20 protein-coding genes and 1 tRNA gene are annotated in these 21,339 nt (G+C 67.2%); 7 read left to right on the top strand and 14 right to left on the bottom strand.

Going from position 1 to position 21,339, the window contains the following annotated elements; genetic code table 11:
* Positions 1-3: 3 nt before the first annotated feature.
* The 5 genes from QM619_RS11785 to QM619_RS11765 form a co-directional block, all read right to left on the bottom strand.
* A complete protein-coding gene (locus QM619_RS11785; protein ID WP_415108637.1) occupies positions 4-771 on the bottom strand; it encodes an SDR family oxidoreductase in 768 nt (255 codons plus the stop codon).
* A 226-nt stretch (positions 772-997) separates the two neighbouring features.
* On the bottom strand, positions 998-1,606 hold the full coding sequence (locus tag QM619_RS11780; protein ID WP_415108634.1) for an AAA family ATPase: 609 nt from the start codon (positions 1,604-1,606) through the stop codon (positions 998-1,000).
* Positions 1,607-1,700: 94 nt separating this feature from the next.
* A complete protein-coding gene (locus QM619_RS11775) occupies positions 1,701-3,248 on the bottom strand; it encodes a DHA2 family efflux MFS transporter permease subunit (RefSeq protein WP_415108632.1) in 1,548 nt (515 codons plus the stop codon).
* The gene (locus QM619_RS11770; RefSeq protein WP_415108629.1) at positions 3,245-3,979 is read right to left on the bottom strand and encodes an HlyD family secretion protein; all 735 of its coding nucleotides are present in this window, start codon (positions 3,977-3,979) and stop codon (positions 3,245-3,247) included. The genes QM619_RS11775 and QM619_RS11770 overlap by 4 nt, the downstream gene beginning before the upstream one ends.
* Positions 3,980-4,008: 29 nt before the next feature.
* Positions 4,009-5,475: a biotin/lipoyl-binding protein gene (locus QM619_RS11765; RefSeq protein WP_415108626.1), complete on the bottom strand. Its 1,467-nt coding sequence runs from the start codon at positions 5,473-5,475 to the stop codon at positions 4,009-4,011.
* Positions 5,476-5,591: 116 nt separating this feature from the next.
* Between QM619_RS11765 and QM619_RS11760 the strand changes: the two genes are divergently transcribed.
* Together QM619_RS11760 and QM619_RS11755 are read left to right on the top strand one after the other, a co-directional pair.
* Positions 5,592-6,197 carry a TetR/AcrR family transcriptional regulator gene (locus QM619_RS11760; protein WP_415108623.1) on the top strand — a complete coding sequence of 202 codons (606 nt, stop codon included), beginning with the start codon at positions 5,592-5,594 and terminating at the stop codon, positions 6,195-6,197.
* A gap of 326 nt (positions 6,198-6,523) precedes the next feature.
* The gene (locus QM619_RS11755; RefSeq protein ID WP_415108621.1) at positions 6,524-6,910 is read left to right on the top strand and encodes a hypothetical protein; all 387 of its coding nucleotides are present in this window, start codon (positions 6,524-6,526) and stop codon (positions 6,908-6,910) included.
* Here QM619_RS11755 and QM619_RS11750 read toward each other — a convergent pair.
* From QM619_RS11750 to dnaA, 9 genes are all read right to left on the bottom strand, one after another.
* A tRNA-Ile gene (locus tag QM619_RS11750) sits at positions 6,899-6,975 on the bottom strand. The two genes, QM619_RS11755 and QM619_RS11750, sit on opposite strands and share 12 nt — an antisense overlap.
* A gap of 142 nt (positions 6,976-7,117) precedes the next feature.
* Complete coding sequence (locus tag QM619_RS11745; RefSeq protein WP_415108619.1) at positions 7,118-7,684, bottom strand: DUF3566 domain-containing protein; 567 nt, start codon at positions 7,682-7,684, stop codon at positions 7,118-7,120.
* A gap of 17 nt (positions 7,685-7,701) precedes the next feature.
* A complete protein-coding gene (gene gyrA, locus QM619_RS11740) occupies positions 7,702-10,359 on the bottom strand; it encodes a DNA gyrase subunit A (RefSeq protein WP_415108616.1) in 2,658 nt (885 codons plus the stop codon).
* Between the two features lie 142 nt (positions 10,360-10,501).
* The gene (gene gyrB / locus QM619_RS11735; protein ID WP_415108613.1) at positions 10,502-12,511 is read right to left on the bottom strand and encodes a DNA topoisomerase (ATP-hydrolyzing) subunit B; all 2,010 of its coding nucleotides are present in this window, start codon (positions 12,509-12,511) and stop codon (positions 10,502-10,504) included.
* A gap of 286 nt (positions 12,512-12,797) precedes the next feature.
* Positions 12,798-13,286: a DUF721 domain-containing protein gene (locus tag QM619_RS11730; protein WP_415108611.1), complete on the bottom strand. Its 489-nt coding sequence runs from the start codon at positions 13,284-13,286 to the stop codon at positions 12,798-12,800.
* Positions 13,273-14,418: a DNA replication/repair protein RecF gene (recF, locus tag QM619_RS11725; protein WP_415108609.1), complete on the bottom strand. Its 1,146-nt coding sequence runs from the start codon at positions 14,416-14,418 to the stop codon at positions 13,273-13,275. Before recF ends, QM619_RS11730 begins: the two co-directional genes overlap by 14 nt.
* 32 nt (positions 14,419-14,450) lie before the next feature.
* Positions 14,451-15,332, bottom strand: a complete 882-nt coding sequence (gnd, locus tag QM619_RS11720; protein WP_415108607.1) for a phosphogluconate dehydrogenase (NAD(+)-dependent, decarboxylating) — start codon at positions 15,330-15,332, stop codon at positions 14,451-14,453.
* 57 nt (positions 15,333-15,389) lie between these two features.
* Positions 15,390-16,550, bottom strand: a complete 1,161-nt coding sequence (dnaN, locus tag QM619_RS11715; RefSeq protein ID WP_415108603.1) for a DNA polymerase III subunit beta — start codon at positions 16,548-16,550, stop codon at positions 15,390-15,392.
* 379 nt (positions 16,551-16,929) lie between these two features.
* Complete coding sequence (gene dnaA, locus QM619_RS11710; protein WP_415108599.1) at positions 16,930-18,327, bottom strand: chromosomal replication initiator protein DnaA; 1,398 nt, start codon at positions 18,325-18,327, stop codon at positions 16,930-16,932.
* Positions 18,328-18,682: 355 nt separating this feature from the next.
* Here dnaA and rpmH point away from each other — a divergent pair, with 355 nt between their 5' ends.
* The 5 genes from rpmH to QM619_RS11685 are packed head-to-tail and all read left to right on the top strand — an operon-like array spanning position 18,683 to position 21,118.
* A complete protein-coding gene (gene rpmH / locus QM619_RS11705; RefSeq protein WP_105186735.1) occupies positions 18,683-18,820 on the top strand; it encodes a 50S ribosomal protein L34 in 138 nt (45 codons plus the stop codon).
* 21 nt (positions 18,821-18,841) lie between these two features.
* Positions 18,842-19,174: a ribonuclease P protein component gene (gene rnpA, locus QM619_RS11700; protein WP_415108596.1), complete on the top strand. Its 333-nt coding sequence runs from the start codon at positions 18,842-18,844 to the stop codon at positions 19,172-19,174.
* Positions 19,171-19,452 carry a membrane protein insertion efficiency factor YidD gene (gene yidD / locus QM619_RS11695; RefSeq protein ID WP_415108593.1) on the top strand — a complete coding sequence of 94 codons (282 nt, stop codon included), beginning with the start codon at positions 19,171-19,173 and terminating at the stop codon, positions 19,450-19,452. The genes rnpA and yidD overlap by 4 nt, the downstream gene beginning before the upstream one ends.
* A gap of 26 nt (positions 19,453-19,478) precedes the next feature.
* Positions 19,479-20,570, top strand: a complete 1,092-nt coding sequence (yidC, locus tag QM619_RS11690) for a membrane protein insertase YidC (RefSeq protein ID WP_415109003.1) — start codon at positions 19,479-19,481, stop codon at positions 20,568-20,570.
* Positions 20,571-20,599: 29 nt separating this feature from the next.
* Positions 20,600-21,118 carry a protein jag gene (locus QM619_RS11685; protein ID WP_415108591.1) on the top strand — a complete coding sequence of 173 codons (519 nt, stop codon included), beginning with the start codon at positions 20,600-20,602 and terminating at the stop codon, positions 21,116-21,118.
* Positions 21,119-21,339 lie beyond the last annotated feature (221 nt).

The following is a 21,339-nucleotide window of genomic DNA, read 5'->3' as shown; positions in this document are numbered from 1 at the left end:
CGGTCACAGCGATGCGCCGCCGTCCACGAAGATCTGTTGCAGGGTCACCTGGCGGGCGGCGTCCGAGAGCAGGAAGCACACCACGGCCGCGACGTCCTCGGGGGCCCCGATTCGCCCGAGCGGAATGCCGACCCGGTAGGCGCCTGGGTCGCCGTCCACGGTCCGGTCGACACCGGTCTCCGGGTCTGCCCACAGTTCGCGCAGCATGGCGGTGTCGGTCGAGCCGGGTTCGACCACGTTGCAGCGGACGCCACGGGCGGCCAGTTCGAGACCAGCGCAGCGGGTGAGCGCCGAGGCCGCCGCCTTGGACGCCGCGTAGGCCAGCATGCCCAGTCGCGGCACCCGTGCCGCATTGGAACTGATCACCACGATCGAGCCACCGTCGCGGATCAGCGGCGCGCTCTCCTGCAGCAGGTGGAAGACACCGGTGGTATTGACCGCGAAATGCCGTTGCCAGGACTCGTCCGAGGTGTCGGTCAGTCCGGCGGATTCGAGGACGCCGGCGGCGCTGACCAGGCCGTCCAGCGGGCGCCCAGCCGCCGCCCGCCGCACGGCGTCCGCAACCCCGATCCGGTCGCTGACGTCGACGACGGCTGTGAACGGGGCAGGTGCCCCGGCCGCGGTCACCGCGTCCGCGGTGGTCCGCAGGCCGTCCGCGTCCCGGTCGAACAGGCTGAGCAGAGCCCCTTGAGCCGCGAGTTGCACCGCGACCGCCCGACCGATGCCGCCGGCGGCCCCGGTGACGAGGAGGCTCGGTCCAGGGCTGGTCACGCGATGATAGTAAGGGAAGGCTTACCTACCCATGGTGATCGATCTGCCTGCCGGACGCCGCCACCACGGGCGACCAATTCTCCGGGACGAGATCCCGTGGCAAGCATGGGATGACGAACCGGCGAGCACGGGATGACGGGCTGGCGCCACAGGAACCCTCGTCACCCCGTTCGAGGACTCTCGTCGTCCCGGCTGTGAGTCGGACGCCGGGATCTGGGAACGGTGCCTACGCTTCGGGTTCCGCCTGCGCCGCCGCCACGATGATGTCGACGCAGGTGTCGTAGCCGAGCCGTCCGCTGTTCAGGCACAGGTCGTATTCGCGGTAGTCGCCGAATCGTGAGTTGGCGAAGAACTGCTGGTAGCGGCTGCGTGCCTTGTCCATCTTCGCGATGTACTTCTCGGCGTCCGCGCGCGCCACCCCGTCCAGTTCAACGGCACGGGCGATCTTGCGTTCCAGGTCGGTGCTGTAGACGAAGACGCTGCGGAACCGGAGTCGGGCGTCCCGCAGGATCTTGTCCGCGCATCGGCCGATGAACACCGCCGGACGCACCCGTGCGGCCTCGGTGACCACGTCGGCGATCGCCCCGTACATCCGGTACGGCAGCGAGTACAGCTCGGGGTCGACGTTGGCGATGATCGACAGGTCGAAGTACGGCCCGGTCACCACCCGTTCGTCGAAGTCGGCCAGCAGATCGGGAGCCAGTCCGCGCTTGCTGGCCGCCTCTTGCAGGACGCGGGTGTCGTACAGCTCCATGCCGGTGCGTTCGCTGAGCAGCCGGCCGATCTCCCGGCCTCCGCTGCCGAATTCGCGGTTGATCACGATCGAACGGTTCATCCCAGTTCCTCTCTCCGGCCGCCGGGCCGATCGGGCCCTCTCTTTGCACGTTACGCCCGATGCGCCGGCGCGGCAGGCGTTCCTCGGTCCCGCCTCAGTCGGCCATCGCCGGCCGCGGACCCTTGCCGGGCAGCGCTCCCGAACGCAGCAGCAGGCCGAGTCCGGCGGCGACCACGGTGAGCCAGGTGGTGATCTCGAACATATTGGTGAACGACGTGACGGTGACCTCCAACGTGGTGGTCTGGGCCAGTTGATACATGCCGGCAAGGCCAAGATGCGCCGTCTGGGGGTCGCCGGCCTGGATCAGCGCGAACCGGTCGGCGGACAGCTGGGCCTCCTGGCCGACCATCATCGCCGACAGTGCGGCCAGCCCCAGCCCGGACGCCACCCGCTGGACGACGTTGTTGATCGCCGCGCCGCTGTTGGTCAGGGTGTGGTCGAGCGCGGAGAGTCCGCTGGACTGCACCGACATCATCGCCAGGCCGACGCCGACCGCCCGCAGGCACGACCAGCCGATGATCTCGCTGGTCGAGGTGGTCATGGTCAGCCCGGTCATCAGGTGGGTGGCGTAGGCCGACACCAGCAGGCCGCTGACCACCAGCCAGCGCGGGCCGAATCGGTCGTAGAGGCGTCCTGACAAGGGCGCCATCACCGCCATCACCAGGGCTTGCGGCATCAGCACCAGGCCGGCCTGCAGCGCGGGCAGGCCGAGCACGACCTGCAGGAAGGTCGGAATGTAGAACAGCGTGGCGAACATGCCCACCATCAGCACGCTCATCACCAGCAGCGAGTTGGTGAACGGCCAACTGCGGAAGACGCCCAGGTTCAGCAGCGGATGCTCGACCTCCAGCTCGATCAGCACGAACAGTGCCAGGCTCAGCACGCTGACCACGATCAGGCTGAGCGTCGGGGTGCTCGTCCAGCCCCACGACGATCCTTCCGAGAAGGCGAGCAGCAGGCAGGTCATCCCGGTGGCGACCGCGACGAAGCCGAGAATGTCGAAGCGGTAGGTGGGTTGCTGGGCGAATTTGGGCAGCATCCACAGCGCCAGGACGACGCCGACGACGGCGACCGGGACGTTGATGTAGAAGATCAGCCGCCAGCCGACGTATTCGACCAGGTAGCCGCCCAGGGTCGGGCCGAGCGCGGGGGCCGCGATCACCCCGATGCCGTACAGGCCCATCGCCGACCCGATCCGGTCCTTGGGGACGATCCGGTACAGCATCGTCATGGTGATGGCGGGCAGGATGCCGCCGGGAATGGCCTGCAAGACGCGGAACGCGATCAGGCTGCCCAGGTTCCACGCCACCCCGCACAGCGCGGACGCCGCGGCAAAGCCGATCAGCGACCAGGTGTACAGCCGGCCCAGCCCGATCCGGTCGCCGAGCCACGCGGTGGCCGGCACGATGACGCCCAGGACGAGGCTGTAGGCGGTCGCGATCCAGGCGATGTCGGCGGTCGATCCGCCGAATTCGGTCTGGATGGTAGGGACGGCGACGTTGACGATGCTGGTGTCCAGCACCGTCATGAACATGCCGACGATCAGCACCAGCAGCGGCCCTACCCAGTGCGTCAGGCCGCCGTCGGAGGTGACCGTGGCGGCGCGGCGGGCGGCGGGCGCCTGCTGGGTGGTGGCGGTCATTTCTCGATCTTGGCCGTGACGTTCATGCCGGGCACCAGCGCCAGACCTTGCCGGTCGTCGATGGCGATCTTCACCGGGATCACCTGGGTGACCTTCTGGAAGTTGCCGGTGGTGTTCGACTGGCCGAACAGCGAGAAGACTCCGGCGGCGCCGGTCTTGATCTCGGTGACGTGTCCGGTCAGGGTCTTGCCCGAGAAGGCGTCCACCGAGATGTCGACCCGCTGACCGAGCTTCACCTCGCTGATCGAGGTCTCTTCGACGCGGGCGGTGACGAAGACCCCGGCCGGGTCGTAGGCGATGCCGAGACTGGTCCCGGCCGTGACGAACGCGCCGTTGACGCCGTTGTTGACCGCGATCACGCCGGCGGCGGGGGCCCGGACGACGACCTGCGGCTGCAGGTAGCCGGTCTGGACGGCGATCCGGCCCACCGCCTGGTCCTTGCTCACCAGGGTGCCCATGGTGGCCGTCCAGTCGGTGAGGGTGCCGCTGGTCGGGGCGGTGATCGGAATCTGGGTGCCGTCGATCTGCGCGTTGTCGGTGGTCACGTAGCGGCTGGCGTTGAGCGCCCAGTTGCCGATCAGCAGCGCCGCCGCCAGGACGGCGATCGCGCCGATCACGATCAGGCCGAGCCGGGTGCGGCGGCTGAGCTGCCGCTTGCGGGGGCCTTGGGGGGCCGCGACCTCTTCCGGCTGCTCGGCGGCGGTGAGGATCTCGGTGGGCGACTCGGACACTGGCTGTCCTCTCTCGGGTGGGTTGGCGGTCAGTGCACGGGGCCGGGGACGACGACCTGGTCGCCCTCGGACAGGCCGCTGACCACCTCGGTGCGCTCGGTTCCGACCAGGCCGGCGGTGAAGGCGACGGTTTGCTGCTTTCCGGTGCCGTCGACGACGGTGACGACCTGGTGGCCGTCCTCGTTGCGGACGGCGGCGTTCGGGACGCTGAGCACGTCGTCGTGTTCCTGTGTGGTGACGGCGGCATGGACGCTCATGCCCTCTTTGACCCGACCGTCGGGATGCCCCAAGGAGATGGTCACGTAGAAGCTCATCGAGCCGGCCAGCGCGGTGCCGGACGGCGCGATGGCGGTCACCTTGCCGGAGCCGGTGACGTCCGGCAGCGCGTCGAAGCTGAGGTCGGCGGCCTGGCCCTTCTCGACGTTCGCGGCGTCCAGTTCGGTCAACGGGACGACGGCGGTCATCGGTCCGTCGCCGGAGATCACCATGAACTGGGTGCCGCCGGCGCGGGTGACCGAGCTGGCGCCGGCCACCACGGTGGTGCCGGGGACGGCCGCCGCCGAGCCGGGAGCCTGCGCCGTGGTGCCCGAGCTGGCGCTCAGGTATTCCCCGACGACGCCGTTGATGGCCGTGATGGTGCCCGAGATCGGCGCCTCCAGGGTGGCCTCGGACAGGTTGTGCTCGGCGACCTCGACCAGCGACTGCGCGGTGGTCACCGCCGCCTCCTGCTGGGCGATGCCGTAGGGGCGGTCGGACGCCGTCGAGTTGGCCGAGTTCTGGGCGGCGACGACGCCCTGCTTGGCGCCGGCGACCGACACGGTGCCGGCGGCGGCGTCCACCTTCTTCCGCTGCTCGGCGGTGGCCAGCGCGGTCTGCGCCGAGACCACGGACGCCTGCGCGGTCGCCACCGCGGATTGCAGACCGGTGCAGTCCGCGGCGCACGCGGCCAGGGCTGCCTGGGCGGCGTCCAAGGCGTCTTGAGCGGCGCTGACCGCGGCACGGGAGCGTTTGATCGACACCTCGTCGGCGCGCTTGGTGGCCGCGACCTGGCTGCGGGTGGCGTCGGCGATGGTGCGGGCCTGCGTGAGCGTGCTGCGCGAGCCGGTCAGCGACGGGTTGTTCCGCAGCCGGGCCAAAGCGGCCTGCTGCGAGGACAGGTTGGCTTTCTGCTGGACGACGATCTGCTTGAGTTGGAAGGTGTCCAGTCTGGCCAGCACCTGGCCGGCGGTGACCTTGTCGCCCACCCGCACCTTGACGCTGGCCAGCCGTCCGCCGGCGGCGAAGCCGAGGTTGCGCGACGACGAGGCAGCGACGGTGCCCGCCCCGGAGACGCCGGTGCTGATCGTGGCGCGCTCCACCGGGACGGTCGAGGCGACCGGGGTCTGCCCGGACGATCCGCAGCCGGCGAACAGCCCGGCGGCCACGGACACGGCAACCGTGCCGACGAGCAGCCGGGCGGCATGAGCGCGCCGGGCAGGCGAGTGGGCACCCAGCATGGGAACCTCCAAGTCAGTGGGATGTCATCGGGCCGAGCCGGTGAAGTCACGAGATACGGCCCGTATCTGTCGGATAGGCTAGCGATCCCAGCGCGCCCACGCAACGTGACGGAAGGGTGATCGGAGTGCGGAAGAAGCCGCGAACCGCAACCGAGGTCGAGGCGGACATTCGGACGGCCGTGCTCGCCGAACTCGCCGAGGGCGGCTACGCGGCGGTGACCTTCGAGGGCATCGCGCGCCGAGTGGGCACCAGCAAACCGGTCTTGTACCGGCGTTTTCCCGATCGGGCGTCGATGATCTTCGACGCGATCCGCTCCCGCCCCTCGACCGGCCGGCTGGAGACGTCCACCGGCAGCCTCCGTGGCGACCTGCTGGTGATGATGCGAAGGGCGCAGGACAAGACCACCAGGTACGGCGCCGAGGCCTACCGCGCGCTGATCGGCGACGCCCGCAGCGACACCCTCGCGCAGGCCGCCGCGATGGCCGTCGACGCCCTCCCGCGGATCGAGCGGATCGTGCTGACCCCCGCGCGGGAACGCGGCGAGCTGGGTCCGCTCCCGCTCAGCCCGGACGTCGTCCTCACCCCGATGCGGCTGGGGCGCGATCGGATCATCTTCGGCAGATTCTCCGACGACGAGGTGGTCGCCATCGTGGACGATGTAGCCATTCCGCTGTACCGGGCGGTCTCCGGGCTTCCCCCGCAGGTCATGCCCACGGCGTAGCGGGTCCCCGAATGGGGTCGGTTCAGAACCGCACCGCACGCACCGTCACAGTGGTGCCCAACAAGGTCACCTCATAGGGTTTCCCGCCAAGCGTCAGACGATCACCGGCATCTCCTTGACCTGACCTTCGCCTCGCTGCCGCGACCAGGAGGGTCCGCGGCCACGCTGTTCGAGACGATTGATAGCGGCTTCGATTCCCTGCTCATCCCTGATGTCTCGGGAAATGGCCTTTGCTTGGGAAATGATCGTGTCGATGGCAGTGGTGACCGCACAGCTGCCGCTACTCGCGGGAACTTCGGTGGCCCCCCTGCCTGCGAAAATGCCGCATGGAGACGCTCTACTTCATCCTGGTCGGGGCCCACATCGTCAGTTCTGCGGTCGTCCTGGTCAGCGCTGCAGTCATCTTGCCGGCGGCATACCGCGGCGAGGCGAAAATAACCGGACCTCGACCAGTCCCCCATGCACTCGTCTCTTTACCGGGTGCGGTCGTCGCCATGGCGCTTACCGCCATGCTGCTTCTTTTTCTGCCGTTCCCTCCCGAGATGCGGGCTGACACTGCGGAAATTGGAACGAGGATCAGCCTGCTAGTCCTTGTGGAGCGGTTCACTCCGAACGAACCCTACGAGAGCGATCCCCCCTGGCGGTTCTACCTGGTGATGGCCTTCGCACTACTGAGCGGCGTGCTCTGCGTGTACCGGGGCTGGTGGGCCTAACTGGACTTGAACCAGTGACCTCCGCCTTATCAGGGCGGCGCTCTAACCGTCTGAGCTATAGGCCCGCGTGGGCGGGAACACCGAGAGACAACACTACCGACTCCGGTGCCGCCCGCTCAAATCGACCGGTGAGCCGTCCCGTGCCCGTTCAGGCTGCTTCACGTGGAACGCCGCCGAGCATGGAGTCGGGGCCGGACGGCGTCCGGATCAGTCTTCGGCGAGGGTGAGTTCGAGGCCGCCGAGGATGTTGGCCGCCAGGTTGTACAGGAACGCCGCCAGGGTGCCGATCGCGGTCAGCAGCACCACGTTGATCACCGCGATCAGGGCTGCCACGCCGAGCACCTTGTTGGTGTTGACGAAGTCTTCGATGCGGACCTGGGTCTGGTCGTTCGGGCTGGACAGCACGCTCTGCAGAATCTCGTTGACCGAGTCGAACAGCCCGGACGCCCCGATCACCGACCACACCACGTAGGTCGCGAACCAGAACATGATCCCGAAGGCGATGGAGAACAGGAACGACGTCTTCATCACCGACCACGGATCGATCCGCGACAGCCGCAGCCGAGCCTTGCGGGTGCGCCGGGACACCGACCGGGGTCCGGCGCTCACCACCGCCGGGCGCACCGGCTGGCCGGCCACACCTTGGTCGGTGGCCGCCGGCAGCTCCTTGGTGGCGTCCGAACGGTACAGCTCCTCGTCCCGCTCGGTCGCGGGGCTCGCGCTCCACACGTCTCCGGCCACGGACGTGCCGGCGTTGCGTTGCTGGTCGCTCATAGTCCTCCTCGACCTTGTCAGTCGGCGGGTTGCTGCGGGTCGCCGTCATCAGACCCGACGGCATCGGGCCCAACGGTATCCGACCCAGACCCGGAATCCGACACCGCCATCAGGGTCGATTCTTCCCCATCGGCGCCATTTTCCGGATAGAGCGCAATCACCGAGACCGAGTCGTCGCCCTGAACATGCACGAACTTCACGCCCATCGTGTCACGTCCCTTGGGCGGCACCTCACTCACCGACGAGCGGATGATCTGTCCGGACGTCTTGATCGCCATGATCTCGTCGTTCTCCTGGACGACCAGGCCGCCGACCAGCGAACCCCGATCGTCGTTCAGCTTCATCGCCTTGATGCCGAGACCGCCGCGACCCTGCTGCCGGTACTCCGAGACCGCCGTCCGCTTGGCGAAGCCGCCGTCAGTGACGGTGAACACGAACCGGTCGTCCTCGGGCATATCGGCGTCGATCACCGCCATCGACAGAAGCGAATCGCCGTCGCGGAACTTCATTCCGGTCACCCCGGATGTCGCCCGGCCCATCGGACGCAGCTGCTCGTCGCTGGCCGCGAACCGGATCGCCTGACCTTTGCGGGAGATAAGCAGCACGTCGTCGGCCCACGAGCACAGCTCGGCACCGATCAGCTCGTCGTCCTCATCGCGGAAGTTGACCGCGATCACCCCGGCCTGTCGTGGCGAATCGTAGGCCAGCAGCGCCGTCTTCTTGACCAGCCCGCGCCGGGTGGCCAACAGCAGGTACGGCGCGTCGGTATAGCCGCGCAGGGTCAGCACCTGGGCGATCCGCTCCTCGGGAAGGAACGACAGCAGCCCCGCCACATGCCCGCCCTTGGCGTCCCGGCCGGCCTCCGGCAGCTGCCACACCTTGGCCCGGTAGACCCGTCCTAGGTTGGTGAAGAACAGGATCCAGTGGTGGTTGGTGGTGGCGAACAGGTGCTCCACCTCGTCGTCGGCCCGCAGCGTGGCGCCGCGAACCCCCTTGCCACCGCGCTTCTGGGCGCGGTACTGGTCGGTGCGGGTGCGCTTGGCGTAGCCGCCGTGGGTGATCGTGACGATCATGTCCTCGTCGGGGATCAGATCCTCGTTGGACAGGTCGCCGTCGGCGGAGATGATCCGGGTGCGCCGCTCGGTGCCGTACTTCTCGACGATCTCGGCGAGTTCCTCGCCGATGATCTTCCGCTGCCGGTCCGGCGAGTCGAGGATGTCCTGCAGGTCGGCGATCAGCCTCTCCAACTCGGCCAGCCGGTCGACGATCTTCTGCCGCTCCAGGGCGGCCAGCCGGCGCAGCTGCATCTCCAGGATGGCGTTGGCCTGCGCCTCGTCGATGTCCAGCAACTGCATCAGGCCGGTGCGCGCGGTGTCGGCGTCCGAACTGGCCCGGATCAGCGCTATCACCTCGTCCAAGGCGTCCAGCGCCTTCACCAGGCCGCGGTAGATGTGCGCCATCTTCTCGGCCTCGGCCAGCCGGAACGCGGTCCGCCGCTGAATCACCTGCATCTGGTGCTTGATCCAGTGCGACAGGAACTGGTCGAGCCGTAGCGTCCGTGGGACATCGTCGACCAGGGCCAGCATGTTGCAGCCAAAGGTGTCCTGCAGCTGGGTGTGCTTGTACAGGTTGTTCATCACCACCCGCGGCTGGGCGTCGCGCTTTAACACGATCACCAGCCGCTGACCAGTGCGGGCAGAGGAATCGTCACGAATGTCGGCGATGCCGCTCAGCTTGCCCGCGTTGACCAACTCGGCGATCTTGGTGGCCAGATTGTCCGGGTTGCACATATAGGGCAGTTCGGTGATGACCAGCAGGGTGCGGCCCGATTTGTCCTCTTCGATGTCGATCACGGCCCGCATCACCACCGAGCCACGGCCGGTGCGGTACGCGTCCTCAATGCCCTTGCGGCCGACGATCAGCGCGCCGAGCGGGAAATCGGGGCCCTTGATCCGTTCGATCGCCGCCTCGAGCAACTCTTCCTTGGTGGCGTCCGGGTGCTCCAGCGACCAGTGGACGGCGTCCGCCACCTCGCGCAGATTGTGCGGCGGAATGTTGGTCGCCATGCCGACCGCGATACCCGAGGAGCCGTTGACCAGCAGGTTCGGGAAGCGGGCCGGCAACACCACCGGTTCGGTGTCGCGGTTGTCGTAATTGGGCTTGAAGTCGACGGTGTCCTCGGTGATGTCGCGAACCATCTCCATCGCCAGCGGCGCCATCTTGCACTCGGTGTACCGCATCGCGGCCGCCGGGTCGTTGCCGGGCGAGCCGAAATTGCCCTGCCCAGCCACCAACGGCGCCCGCATCACCCACGGCTGCGCCAGCCGCACCAAGGTGTCGTAGATCGCCGAGTCGCCGTGCGGGTGGTACAGACCCATCACCTCGCCGACCACACGGGAGCACTTGTTCCAGCCCCGGTCAGGCCGGTAGCCGCCGTCGTACATCGCGTACAGCACCCGCCGGTGCACCGGCTTCAGCCCGTCGCGGACGTCGGGCAGCGCCCGTCCGACGATCACACTCATCGCGTAGTCGAGGTAGGAGCGCTGGATCTCGACATTCAGGTCGATCTCGTCGGTGCGCGCCTGGGTGGGCTCGGTGCCGGCGTCGTCGTTGCCCTCGACCGGCTCGTCGGGGACATCGCCGGTGGGATCGTTGTCGATGGGACCGTCAGTCATCGGTCAGTCTCCATTCGTTGTCTTTCTGCATGCGGAGATCCCGGATCAAGTCCGGGACGACGCGGGTCACTGTCATCCCCGACCCTCCATCCCGTCATCCCGGCGAACGCCGGGATCTCCTCTGACGTCACATGGGCGGTCATCAGATGTCGAGGAAGCGCACGTCTTTGGCGTTGCGCTGAATGAAGTGCCGGCGGGGTTCGACCTCTTCGCCCATCAGGATCGAGAACATGTTGTCGGCGGTCGCGGCGTCGTCCAGGGTGACCTGCAGCAACGACCGCTTGTCCGGGTCCATCGTGGTGTCCCACAGATCGTCGGCGTTCATCTCTCCCAGACCCTTGTAGCGCTGGATCGGGTTGTTGTTCGGCGCCGGCAGCTTCTTGCCGGCCGCGAAGCCGGCGTCGCGCAGGGCGTCGCGTTCGGCGTCCGAATAGGCCAACTCGTGCGGCGCGTTGTTCCACCGCAGCCGGTACAGCGGCGGTTGCGCCAGATACACATAGCCGTGGTCGATCAGCGGCTTCATGAACCGGAACAGCAGGGTGAGCAGCAGGGTGCGGATGTGTGCGCCGTCGACGTCGGCGTCGGCCATCAGCACGATCTTGTGATAGCGCAGCTTGTTGACGTCGAAATCGTCCTGGACGCCGGTGCCGAGCACATTGATGATCGCCTCGACCTCTTTGTTCTGCAGGATCTTGTCGATCCGGGCCTTCTCGACGTTCAGGATCTTGCCGCGGATCGGCAGGATCGCCTGGATCCGCGGGTCGCGTCCGCCCTTGGCCGAACCACCCGCAGAGTCGCCCTCGACGATGAACACCTCGCATTCGGCGGGCTCGGTCGACTGGCAGTCGGACAGTTTGCCGTACTGCCCGGTCTTCAGAAGTCCCTTGCGACTACGGGCGATGTCGCGGGCCTTGCGGGCCGCGATCCGGGCGGACGCCGCGGCCTGGGCCTTGCGGACGATGTCGCGTCCCTCGGCCGGGTTCTTCTCGAACCAGTCGCCGAGCAGATCGTTGACCACCCGCTGCACGAACGAGCGGGCCTCGGTGTTGCCCAGCTTGGTCTTGGTCTGCCCCTCGAACTGCGGCTCGCCGAGCTTGATGCTGATGATCGCGGTCAGGCCCTCGCGGATGTCGTCGCCGGAGACCCGGTCTTCGCGCTTCTTGATCAGCCCCCACTGCTCGCCCCATTTGTTGACCGTGTTGGTCAGCGCGGCCCGGAAGCCCTCTTCATGGGTGCCGCCCTCGTGGGTGTTGATGGTGTTGGCGAAGGTGTGCACACTCTCGTTGAACGAGGTGTTCCACTGCATCGCCACTTCGAGGCTGAGCTGAGAAGCGTCGTTGGTGGCATCGATCGCGATCACCGACGGATGAATGGTCTCTTTGCTGCCGGTGAGGAATTTCACGAAGTCGATCAGGCCGTCTTCGTACCGGAAGGTGTCGGTGGGCGGCTCTTCGTCCTCTTCGCTGCGCCGATCGGCTCGCTCGTCGATCAGCTGAATGCTCAGCCCTTTGTTCAGGAACGCCATCTCGCGGAATCGAGTGGCCAGCGTCTCGTAGGAATACGTGGTGGTCTCGAAGATCTCCGAACTGGCGTAGAAGGTGACCGTCGTGCCGGTCTCGTCGGACGGCTCCAGCCGCTCCAGCGGACCGTTCGGGTCGCCCAGGGTGAAGGACTGCCGCCAGTGGTAGCCGTCGCGGCGGACGTCGACCGTCAGCGAACTGGACAGCGCATTCACCACCGAGGCGCCCACGCCGTGCAGGCCGCCAGACACCTTGTAGCCGCCGGCGCCGAATTTGCCGCCGGCATGCAGCATGGTGAGCGCCACCGTCACCGCCGGGATCTTCTCCTTGGGGTGCAGGTCGACCGGAAAGCCGCGTCCGTTGTCGATGACCTGGACGCCTCCGTTGTCGAGCAGCCGGACGATGATGGTGTCGCAGTAGCCGGCCAACGCCTCGTCGACGGAGTTGTCGACGATCTCTTGCACCAGGTGGTGCAGACCGCGTTCACCGGTCGACCCGATGTACATGCCGGGGCGCTTGCGAACCGCCTCCAGCCCCTCCAGGACGGTGATCGCGCTCGCGTCGTAGTTGCCGGCCTCGACGGCATGCGCCGCCGTACCTACCGTGTGGCCACCGGTCGTCGGTTCACTCACTCGGGTACCCCTCGCTGTTCGGGTCTCAGTCAGACGAACGCCGCCCCGCAACCCTGATCGCGGACCCCATGGTCCGGCGGGGTGGGTGGCGGCGTCGGAACTCGGTTAGCTTACCGTGCGGGACCTCCTCACCCCAGTCTTCATGTCCGATTCCGGACCGATCTGTGGATAGGAGGGCCCAGAACGGCCCTCTGAGCCGATTTCCCCCCGGTCACGGCCCCCCATACTCTCCCCATGCTCGCGGGATTCTGAGCAGCTGGACGTCATCCATGTCGAGGGATGGGACTCAGCCGTAGGTGTCGCGCGGTCCGCGGCCGTCCCGGACACTGCGCCGACCGTGCTTCCAGCTGGGGGCGTCCGGACCCTTCACCTGAATGCGTGCCACCGTGCCGTCGCCCAGCTGCTCGTTGAGCCGCGCCACGATCGCCGGCGCCAGCAGCCGCAGGTTCGTCGCCCACGCGGTGGAATCGGTCCGGACCACCAGCACCTTCTTCTCGAAATCCTCCGGCCGGGAGTGTTCGGCGTTGGCCGGGCCGACCAGGTCGGGCCAGCGGCCGAGCAGATTGTGCAGGTTGACCTCCTGCGACCAGCCGCGACTGGCGATCAGCTCGTCCAGCGCCTCGCCCAGCGGCTGCGGATCGCCGGCGCTCCGGGACGTCGCGCCCGGCTTCGGCTTCTTCGGCTTCTTCCGGGACAACGGCGCGGCCGGCATGCCTTGGGCGTTGCGGGCGATCAGTCGGGCCAGATCGATGCCCGCGGGATCATGCTCCGGCATCGTCCACCTCGCTTACCTCACCGCCGCCGACGCGGAACCGTCGCCCGCCAAGCACCGCCGGCACATCATCGGCCACCGCAGCGGTGATCAGCACCTGTTCGGCGCCGGCGATCATCACGGCCAGCCGTTCCCGGCGCGATTCGTCGAGTTCGGCGAACACGTCGTCCAGGATCAGCACCGGCTGTACCCCGTCGGAGCGCAGCAGGTCGAAGGAGGCCAGCTTCAGCGCCAGCGCAAACGACCACGATTCGCCGTGCGAGGCGTAGCCCTTGGCCGGCAGCTCACCCAGGCCCAGCACGATGTCGTCGCGGTGCGGCCCGACCAGGCACACTCCACGCGCGATCTCCTCCGAACGGCGTTCCGATATGGCCAGAATCAGCCGAGCCTGCAGTTCGTCGACCGTGGTGTCTGGCTCCGGCGCGATCGTGCTGCGGTAGTAGAGCCGCGCATCGTTGTTGGCCGGCGCGATCGCCGCGTAGGCCTGCTGCACGTGCCGGGCCAGGTCGGCCAGGGTGCGGACCCGGGCCTGCACCAGTTCGGCACCGAACCCGGCCAGTGACTCGTCCCACACCTCCAGCGTGGCCGCGGCTCCATCCGGAATCGACCGACCTCGCCCTGACAAGGACTTCAGCAGGGTCGAGCGCTGCCGCAGCACCCGGTCGTAGTCGGCCCGGACCCCGGCCAGCCGCGGCCACCGGGTGGTGATCAGCTCGTCGATGAAGCGGCGCCGCTCGCTCGGGTCGCCCTTGACCAGCGCCAGGTCTTCGGGGGAGAACACCACCGTGCGCAGTGCGCCGAGCAGTTCCCGCGGACGCCGCAACGGCGCCCGGTTCAGGCTGGCCCGGTTCTGTCGTCCGGGCACCAGCTCGATCTCCAGCAGCAGCTGCCGGACGTCGTCCAACCCGGCCTGCACCCGAGCCCGAACGATCGCCCGCTCAGCGGTGTGCCGGATCAGCGGCACCTCGGACGCCACCCGGTGCGAGCCGAGCGTGGCCAGATAGTCGACCGCCTCGATCAGGTTCGTCTTGCCCTGCCCGTTGGCGCCGGTGAAGGTCGTCACGCCCGGCTCCAGGGCCAGCTCGACCCGCGGGTACGACCGGAAATCGGCGAGCGACAGGTGGGTGACGAACACGCCGTCACCTTACGGCAGGACGCCGATCCCGCTCAGTGTCCGTGGTCGGCCTTGACCGCATGCCCGCCGAACTGGTTGCGCATCGCGGCGACCATCTTCATCGAGGGCGAATCGTCCTGCTGAGAGGTGAATCGGGCGAACAGCGCGGCCGCCATCGTCGGCACCGGGACGCCCAACTCGACCGCCGCATTCACCGTCCAGCGGCCCTCGCCGGAATCGGCGGCATAGCCCTCGATCCGGTCCAGGTGCGGGTCGTCGTCCAGCGCCCGGACCATCAGGTCGAGCAGCCAGGACCGGATCACCGTGCCTTCCCGCCACGAGTCGAACACGGCCGGCACGTTGGTCACCTGACCGGCCGCTTCGAGCAGCTCCCAGCCCTCGGCGTAGGCCTGCATCAGCCCGTACTCGATGCCGTTGTGCACCATCTTCGCGAAATGCCCGGCGCCGATCTCGCCGGCGTGCACGAAACCGTAGTCGCCGGCAGGTTTCAGGGCGTCGAAGACGGGCTGAGCCATCGCCACATCGGCTTCGGCGCCGCCCACCATCAACGCGTAGCCGTTCTGCAGCCCCCACACGCCGCCGGAGACACCGCAGTCGAGGAAGTGAATGCCCTTCTCAGCAAGGGATTGCGCATGCCTGCTGTCGGCGGTCCACTTGGTATTGCCGCCGTCGATCACCAGGTCGCCCTCGCCAAGCAGGCCGGCGAGCTCGTCGATCACCTGATCGACGACCTGAATCGGCAGCATCACCCAGACCACCCGCGGCGCAGCCAGCGCGGCCACCATCTCGGCCAGTGAGGCGACATCGGTCAACTCCGGATTGCGGTCGTATCCGACCACCGTGAGCCCGGCGCGGCGCAACCGCTCGCGCATGTTGTTGCCCATCTTGCCCAAGCCGACGAGTCCGAGTTCCATCGCTGTCTCCGCTCTACGCTGCGATCCGCTGCCACAGCGACGCTACCTCGCGCCGGCTCAGGCCGGGAGACGCATCAGCATGATCACGTGCCGGTAGTCGGTCTGCGGCTCGCCGTCGATTTCGGCCAGCGCAGTGAGCAGACAGGGCTTGCCGGGCGCGGTGAACGAGAAATGCACGTACGGCGCATCCAACGCCGACAAGGCATCCGCCAGGTAGTGCGGGTTGAAGCCGGCCGCGGTCATCGACAGGCCGTTGCCGGTCTCGTCGGTGACCACCGCTTCGAGTGCCTCGACCGCCTGCGCCTGGTCGCCGGTCGCTGCCTCGAACGTGATCGCCTGGTCGCCGATCAGCATCCGCAGCGAGGTGTTCCGCTCGGCGACCAGCGCCACGCGTTTCACCGCGGCGATCACCTCGGCCGTGTTGGCCCGCACGGTGACCGCGGCCTGCACGTTCATCAGGTGCCGCACCTTAGGGAACTCGCCGTCCAGCAGCCGGGTGGTGATCTCCCGGACGCCGGCAGTGCCGTCGCCCTTGAAACCGATCAGGCCGTCGCCGACACTGGCCCCGGCCAGACTCAGAGTGATCACCTCGCCGGAGGTCATGGACTTGGCGGTCTCGCCGAGCACTCGTGCCGGCACCAGGGCGGCGCCGTCACTGCGCGAACCGCTCGGGTTCCACGGCAACTCCTTCAGCGCCATCCGGTAGCGGTCGGTGGCCAACAGCGACAGGGTGTCGCCCTCGATCTCCATCCGGACGCCGGTAAAGACCGGCAGCAGCTCGTCGCGTCCGGCCGCCACCACGACCTGGGCGACGGCACGGGAGAATTCCTCGCTGGTCACGGTGCCGGTGGCCTCGGGCATGGTCGGCAGCGCCGGATAGTCGTCCACCGGCAAGGTCTGCAAGGTGAACCGGGCACTGCCGCAGACCAACTCCATCCGGGTGGCGTCCGCGGTGATGTCGACCGGCTTGTTCGGCAGCGAGCGTGCGATGTCCGCCAGCAACCGGCCGGAGACCAGGGCCACGCCCTCGTCGGTCACCTCGGCCCGGACGCTGATCTTGGCCGACGTCTCGTAGTCGAAGCTGGACATCAGCACCTGGCCGCCGGAGGCCTGGACCAACAAGCCCGCCAAGATCGGGACGCTGGGCCTGGTGGGCAGGCTGCGCGCGGTCCAGGCGACGGCTTCGGCGAGAACATCACGATCGAGGCGGATCTTCACGGGGCTCCCTTGCTCAGTACTCCGGACGACGATCATATCCGGGTGTTCGGGACCCGCTTCCACACGATGGGGACCGGGCTACTTTTAGTGTCATTCGACGCATATCAGTCAGTCATAGTCATCACTGCTGTGGATACTGTGGATAACCGTTATATCACCTTGTCAAACTCGATTTGATGACCGTAGGTGGCTGTGTACAACTCAAAATCACACGGGTAGTAGTTGCGGACGGGCGCCGGCCGCCTCCGGGCCGTCCACAGCCCCGATGGTTGTTCACAGGACTTCTCCACGACGCGAACGACAAGAAGTTGGCGTGCCGACACCGGTGCGCAGGCTCCAGGAAACGTTCGGACGCCGGCCGCGGCGTCCGCAACAGGTGTCAGCGTTGGATGGCGCGCTGCTTGATCCGGTTGGTCAACTCGGTGACCTGGTTGAAGACCTTCCGGTCCTCGCCCATCAGATGCCGGATCTTCTTGTTGGCGTGCATCACCGTGGTGTGGTCGCGGCCGCCGAACGACTGGCCGATCTTGGGCAGCGACAGGTCAGTGAGCTCGCGGCACAGGTACATCGCGATCTGCCGGGCGATCACCACCCCCTGGATGCGGCTGGCGCCGCACAGGTCGTCGGTGCTGATCGAGAAATAGCCGGCGGTCTCGGACTGGATCAGGTTCGCCGTGATCGGGGTGTCGTCGCCGTGCGGGATCAGGTCGCGCAGCACCACCCCGGCCAGTGGAAGATCGACCTCTTGGCGGTTCAGGCTGGCGAAGGCCGTCACCCGGATCAGCGCGCCCTCGAGCTCGCGGATGTTGGTCGGGATCTTGCTGGCGATGAACTCCAGGACGTCCGGGCCGGCGGTCAGCCGCTCGGCGGCGGCCTTCTTGCGCAGGATGGCGATCCGGGTCTCGAGGTCGGGCGGCTGGATGTCGGTCATCAGCCCCCATTCGAACCGGCTGCGCAACCGAGGCTCCAACGCCTCCAGCGATTTGGGCGGACGGTCGGAGGTGATCACGATCTGCTTCTGCGCGGTGTGCAGCGTGTTGAAGGTGTGGAAGAACTCCTCCTGCGTCTGGATCTTCGACTCCAGGAACTGGATGTCGTCGATCAGCAGCACGTCCACATCGCGGTAGGTCCGCCGGAAGTCGGCCGTCCGATTGTCGCTGATGGCGTTGATGAAGTCGTTGGTCAGCTCTTCGGTGGAGACGTATTTGACCCGCCGGTTGGAGTGGTAGCTGCGCACGTAGTGACCCAGGGCGTGCAGCAGGTGGGTCTTGCCGAGCCCGGACTCGCCGTAGATCATCAGCGGGTTGTACGCCTTGCCTGGCGCTTCGGCGACAGCGACCGCGGCGGCGTGCGCGAACCGGTTGGAGCTGCCGATCACGAACGATTCGAAGGTGTACTTGGGGTTCAGCCGGCCCGCCATCCGGTCGTCGACCTGCACCCGTTCGGTGGGTTCGGCGGCGCTGGGCTCGTCGCCGGAGGCCGCGAGGTCGTGATCCTCAGCCTCGCCGGGACCGGGGAGGATCACCGTGGCGATTCCGATGGGACGTCCGAAATACGTTGTCAGCTGGTCTTCGACCCAGGTCCGCAGGCGAGATTCGACGCGTCCGCGGGTGAACTCGTTGGGCACGCTGATGATGAACGTGCTGTCGTGCATGGTCGCGGCACGGGTGCTGCGCAGCCAGGCGCGGGACGGCGGATCGGCCTCGGACCAGACGAAGCGCCAGGCGTCCTCGAGATCGACCGAGTCCGTGGGAGTCGTGGCCTGACGGTCGGGCAACCTACGCTCCCTTCCCTGGAGATCCTGCTGGGTCGACCACGCTGTCCACACAAGTTTTCCACAGGGTGTGAACAAGAGGACGGCCCGAGGGAACGACGCCGAAGCAACAGGTCAACGGAGCGAAACGCTAGTCCGCCAGAGGACCATCCGCAAACCGGTTCTCAGAAATTTGCGACCTGCTCGGCGTGTCGGCTCGACGGCGTCCGGAGGGTGCCGGTTTGCCCCAGGTAGTCGCCGACGCGTAATCTTGCCCGGTCGCCATCAGCGACCCATCGCGTGCGCCCGGCGTGGGTGCATCGGTTCCAGCAGGACAATCAGACCAGCACGACAGCGAAACTGAACGGGGAGCACTTCCGTGAGCAAGCGCACTTTCCAGCCGAGCAACCGGCGTCGCAGCCGCACCCATGGCTTCCGCCTCCGCATGCGCACCCGCGCCGGGCGCGCCATCATCTCGGCCCGTCGCAGCCGGGGCCGCGCCCGCCTCGCCGGCTGAACAACGCCACCGAGCCGTCAGGTGCTGGCCAGGGCCGCGCGGCTTCGCACCGCCGAAGACTTCCGTTCCACCATTCGCCGGGGCGTCCGTTGTGGGCGTCCCGGTCTTGTGCTGCACATGGTGCGAACCGACAACCCGCCGTCGAGGGCGGGTTTTGTCGTGTCCAAGGCGGTCGGCAACGCTGTCGCCCGCAACCGGGTCAAGCGACAGTTGCGGCACCTGGTGGCCGACCGGCTGGTCCGCGCACCGTTCGATCTGGACGTCGTGGTGCGGGCCCTGCCGGGGCGGACCCGCCTGGCCGACGACCTGGACGCCGCCTGGACGACGGCCGTGAATCGCCTGGGCGTGTCGTGAAGCTCATTCTGATCGGCCTGTTGCAGGCCTACCGTGCGGTGATCAGCCCACTGTACGGGTCGGTCTGCAAGTACTACCCGTCCTGTTCCGCCTACGCGCTGGACGCGGTCAGGGTGCACGGTGCCTGGCGTGGGGGCTGGCTCGGGCTGCGTCGCCTGGCGCACTGTCATCCCTGGTCGCTGGGCGGCTACGACCCGGTTCCCGGCACCGAGGCCGCGCGGGCCTGGGCTGCCGAACAAACTCAGAACTCTCCATCTCAACTCCGAGGAGCAATGTGATCCCACCGATTCCGCAGATCGTGCCGATGGACCTGTGGGGTGATTTCCTCGGTGCGCTGAACACCATGATGCAGCCGCTGTACCTGGCGGTGTCATGGATCATGTCCAGCTTCCACGCACTGTTCGCGTCCTTCCTGGGCAATGACAGCGGCTGGGCCTGGGCACTGGCGATCATCTCGCTGACCGTGGTCATCCGGACCCTTCTGATTCCGCTGTTCGTCCGGCAGATCCGGTCGTCGCGCAACATGCAGCAGCTCGGTCCGCAGCAGAAGGCGCTGCAAGAGAAGTACGGCCACGACCGCGAACGTCTCGGCCAAGAGACGATGAAGCTGTACAAGGAAGAGGGCGTCAACCCGATGGCGTCCTGCCTGCCGCTGCTGCTGCAGATGCCGATCTTCATCGCGCTCTATCAGGTGCTGTGGAACGCCTCGCAGGGCCACTCGATCGGTGTGCTCACCGTGGAACAGTCCGAGTCGCTGCGCAACGCCACCATCTTCGGTGCCAAGCTTTCCGGTATCTTCTGGCCGCTGACCGATGGCTTCGGACCGACACAGGTGCTCTGCGCGATTCTGGTGATCAGCATGACGGCGGTGCTGTTCGTCACGCAGTTGCAGCTGATGCGCAAGAACATGCCGCCCGAGGCATTGACCGGGCAATTCGCCCAGCAGCAGAAGATCATGCTCTACATCTTTCCGTTCATGTACCTCTTCATGGGTGTGAACATTCCGGTCGGCGTGCTGCTCTACTGGCTGATCTCGAATACCTGGACGATGGCGCAGCAATACATACTGATCCACAACAATCCGGCGCCGAATACCCCGGCCTATATCGATTGGGAAGAGCGGATGCGGGCCAAGGGCAAGGATCCCGATGAACTCGCCCGTAAGCGCTCCGGCAAGAAGCGCCGGCCGACGCCGTCCGCTGCCCCGACCGACACCACCAAGGTGGCTCGGCAGAAGGGCGGCTCTCCGACCGACAGCTCCGGATCCGATACCCCGTCTACCGGGTCGTCGGCGAAGGTGCAGCGCCAGCAGGTGCGGAGGCAGCAGCCGCAGAAATCCAGCCGTTCGGCACGCAAGCAGGGGCCCAAGCCCAAGACCAACCCCGGCCAGGCCTGAGACCGGGCCGACAGGAGATACCGAGAACGATGAGTGACGTGGAAACCGAAGTCGACGCGCCCGAAACTGAAGAACCGGTCCGTTCGAAGCGCGAGCAGGCGCTGGTCAACGAAGGTGAAATCGCGGCTGACTACCTGGAAGAGCTGCTGGACATCGCCGACCTGGATGGTGACATCGACACCTTCAACGAAGGCGGTCGAGCGCATGTATCGATCGTCACCGATGCCGACATCCTGGTCGGACGCAACGGCGAGGTGCTCGAAGCCCTGCAGGAACTGGCTCGGCTCGCGGTGATGACCGAGACCGGACACCGCTCCCGGCTGATGCTCGATGTCGCCGGCCATCGCGACAAGCGCCGCAAAGAGCTCGAAGTGCTGGCCAAGGACGCGATCGCGGAGGTCGTCGAAACCGGGGAGGCAGTGCGGCTCGCGCCGATGAACCCGTTCGAGCGCAAGATCGTCCACGACGTGGTAGCTGCTGCCGGCCTGATCAGCGAGTCCGAAGGCGAAGAACCCCGCCGCCGGGTTGTGGTATTGCCCAAGAGCTGAACAACCGCGAATGACAAACTCAGAACGGCCGGGGGAAACCACTCCCCCGGCCGTTCTAGCTTTCCGGTCGTTCATGGCCGAATAGGCCGGCAGAGTCGCACGCCGGGGACGGTTCTTCCGCGTTCGAATTTCGCCTGACTGGGGACGGTTCTTTCGGTTACCGGAGACGGTTCTCTTGGTCACTGGGGACGGTTCCCGGTGAATCTTGGGTTGATGTTGAG

This window comes from Micropruina sp. (genome assembly GCF_047606665.1).
GTDB lineage: Bacteria > Actinomycetota > Actinomycetes > Propionibacteriales > Propionibacteriaceae > Micropruina.
Note: the sequence above shows the minus strand (reverse complement) of the source record. Positions and strands in the feature narration are given on the sequence as shown.

Bases quoted from the DNA above. Each gene is read 5' to 3' on its own strand.
- QM619_RS11780 (WP_415108634.1), bottom strand. From the start codon at position 1,606: ATGAACCGTTCGATCGTGATCAACCGCGAATTCGGCAGCGGAGGCCGG.
- QM619_RS11775 (WP_415108632.1), bottom strand. From the start codon at position 3,248: ATGACCGCCACCACCCAGCAGGCGCCCGCCGCCCGCCGCGCCGCCACG.
- QM619_RS11765 (WP_415108626.1), bottom strand. From the start codon at position 5,475: ATGCTGGGTGCCCACTCGCCTGCCCGGCGCGCTCATGCCGCCCGGCTG.
- QM619_RS11755 (WP_415108621.1), top strand. From the start codon at position 6,524: ATGGAGACGCTCTACTTCATCCTGGTCGGGGCCCACATCGTCAGTTCT.
- QM619_RS11745 (WP_415108619.1), bottom strand. From the start codon at position 7,684: ATGAGCGACCAGCAACGCAACGCCGGCACGTCCGTGGCCGGAGACGTG.
- gyrA (WP_415108616.1), bottom strand. From the start codon at position 10,359: ATGACTGACGGTCCCATCGACAACGATCCCACCGGCGATGTCCCCGAC.
- QM619_RS11730 (WP_415108611.1), bottom strand. From the start codon at position 13,286: ATGCCGGAGCATGATCCCGCGGGCATCGATCTGGCCCGACTGATCGCC.
- gnd (WP_415108607.1), bottom strand. From the start codon at position 15,332: ATGGAACTCGGACTCGTCGGCTTGGGCAAGATGGGCAACAACATGCGC.
- yidC (WP_415109003.1), top strand. From the start codon at position 19,479: ATGGACCTGTGGGGTGATTTCCTCGGTGCGCTGAACACCATGATGCAG.
- QM619_RS11685 (WP_415108591.1), top strand. From the start codon at position 20,600: ATGAGTGACGTGGAAACCGAAGTCGACGCGCCCGAAACTGAAGAACCG.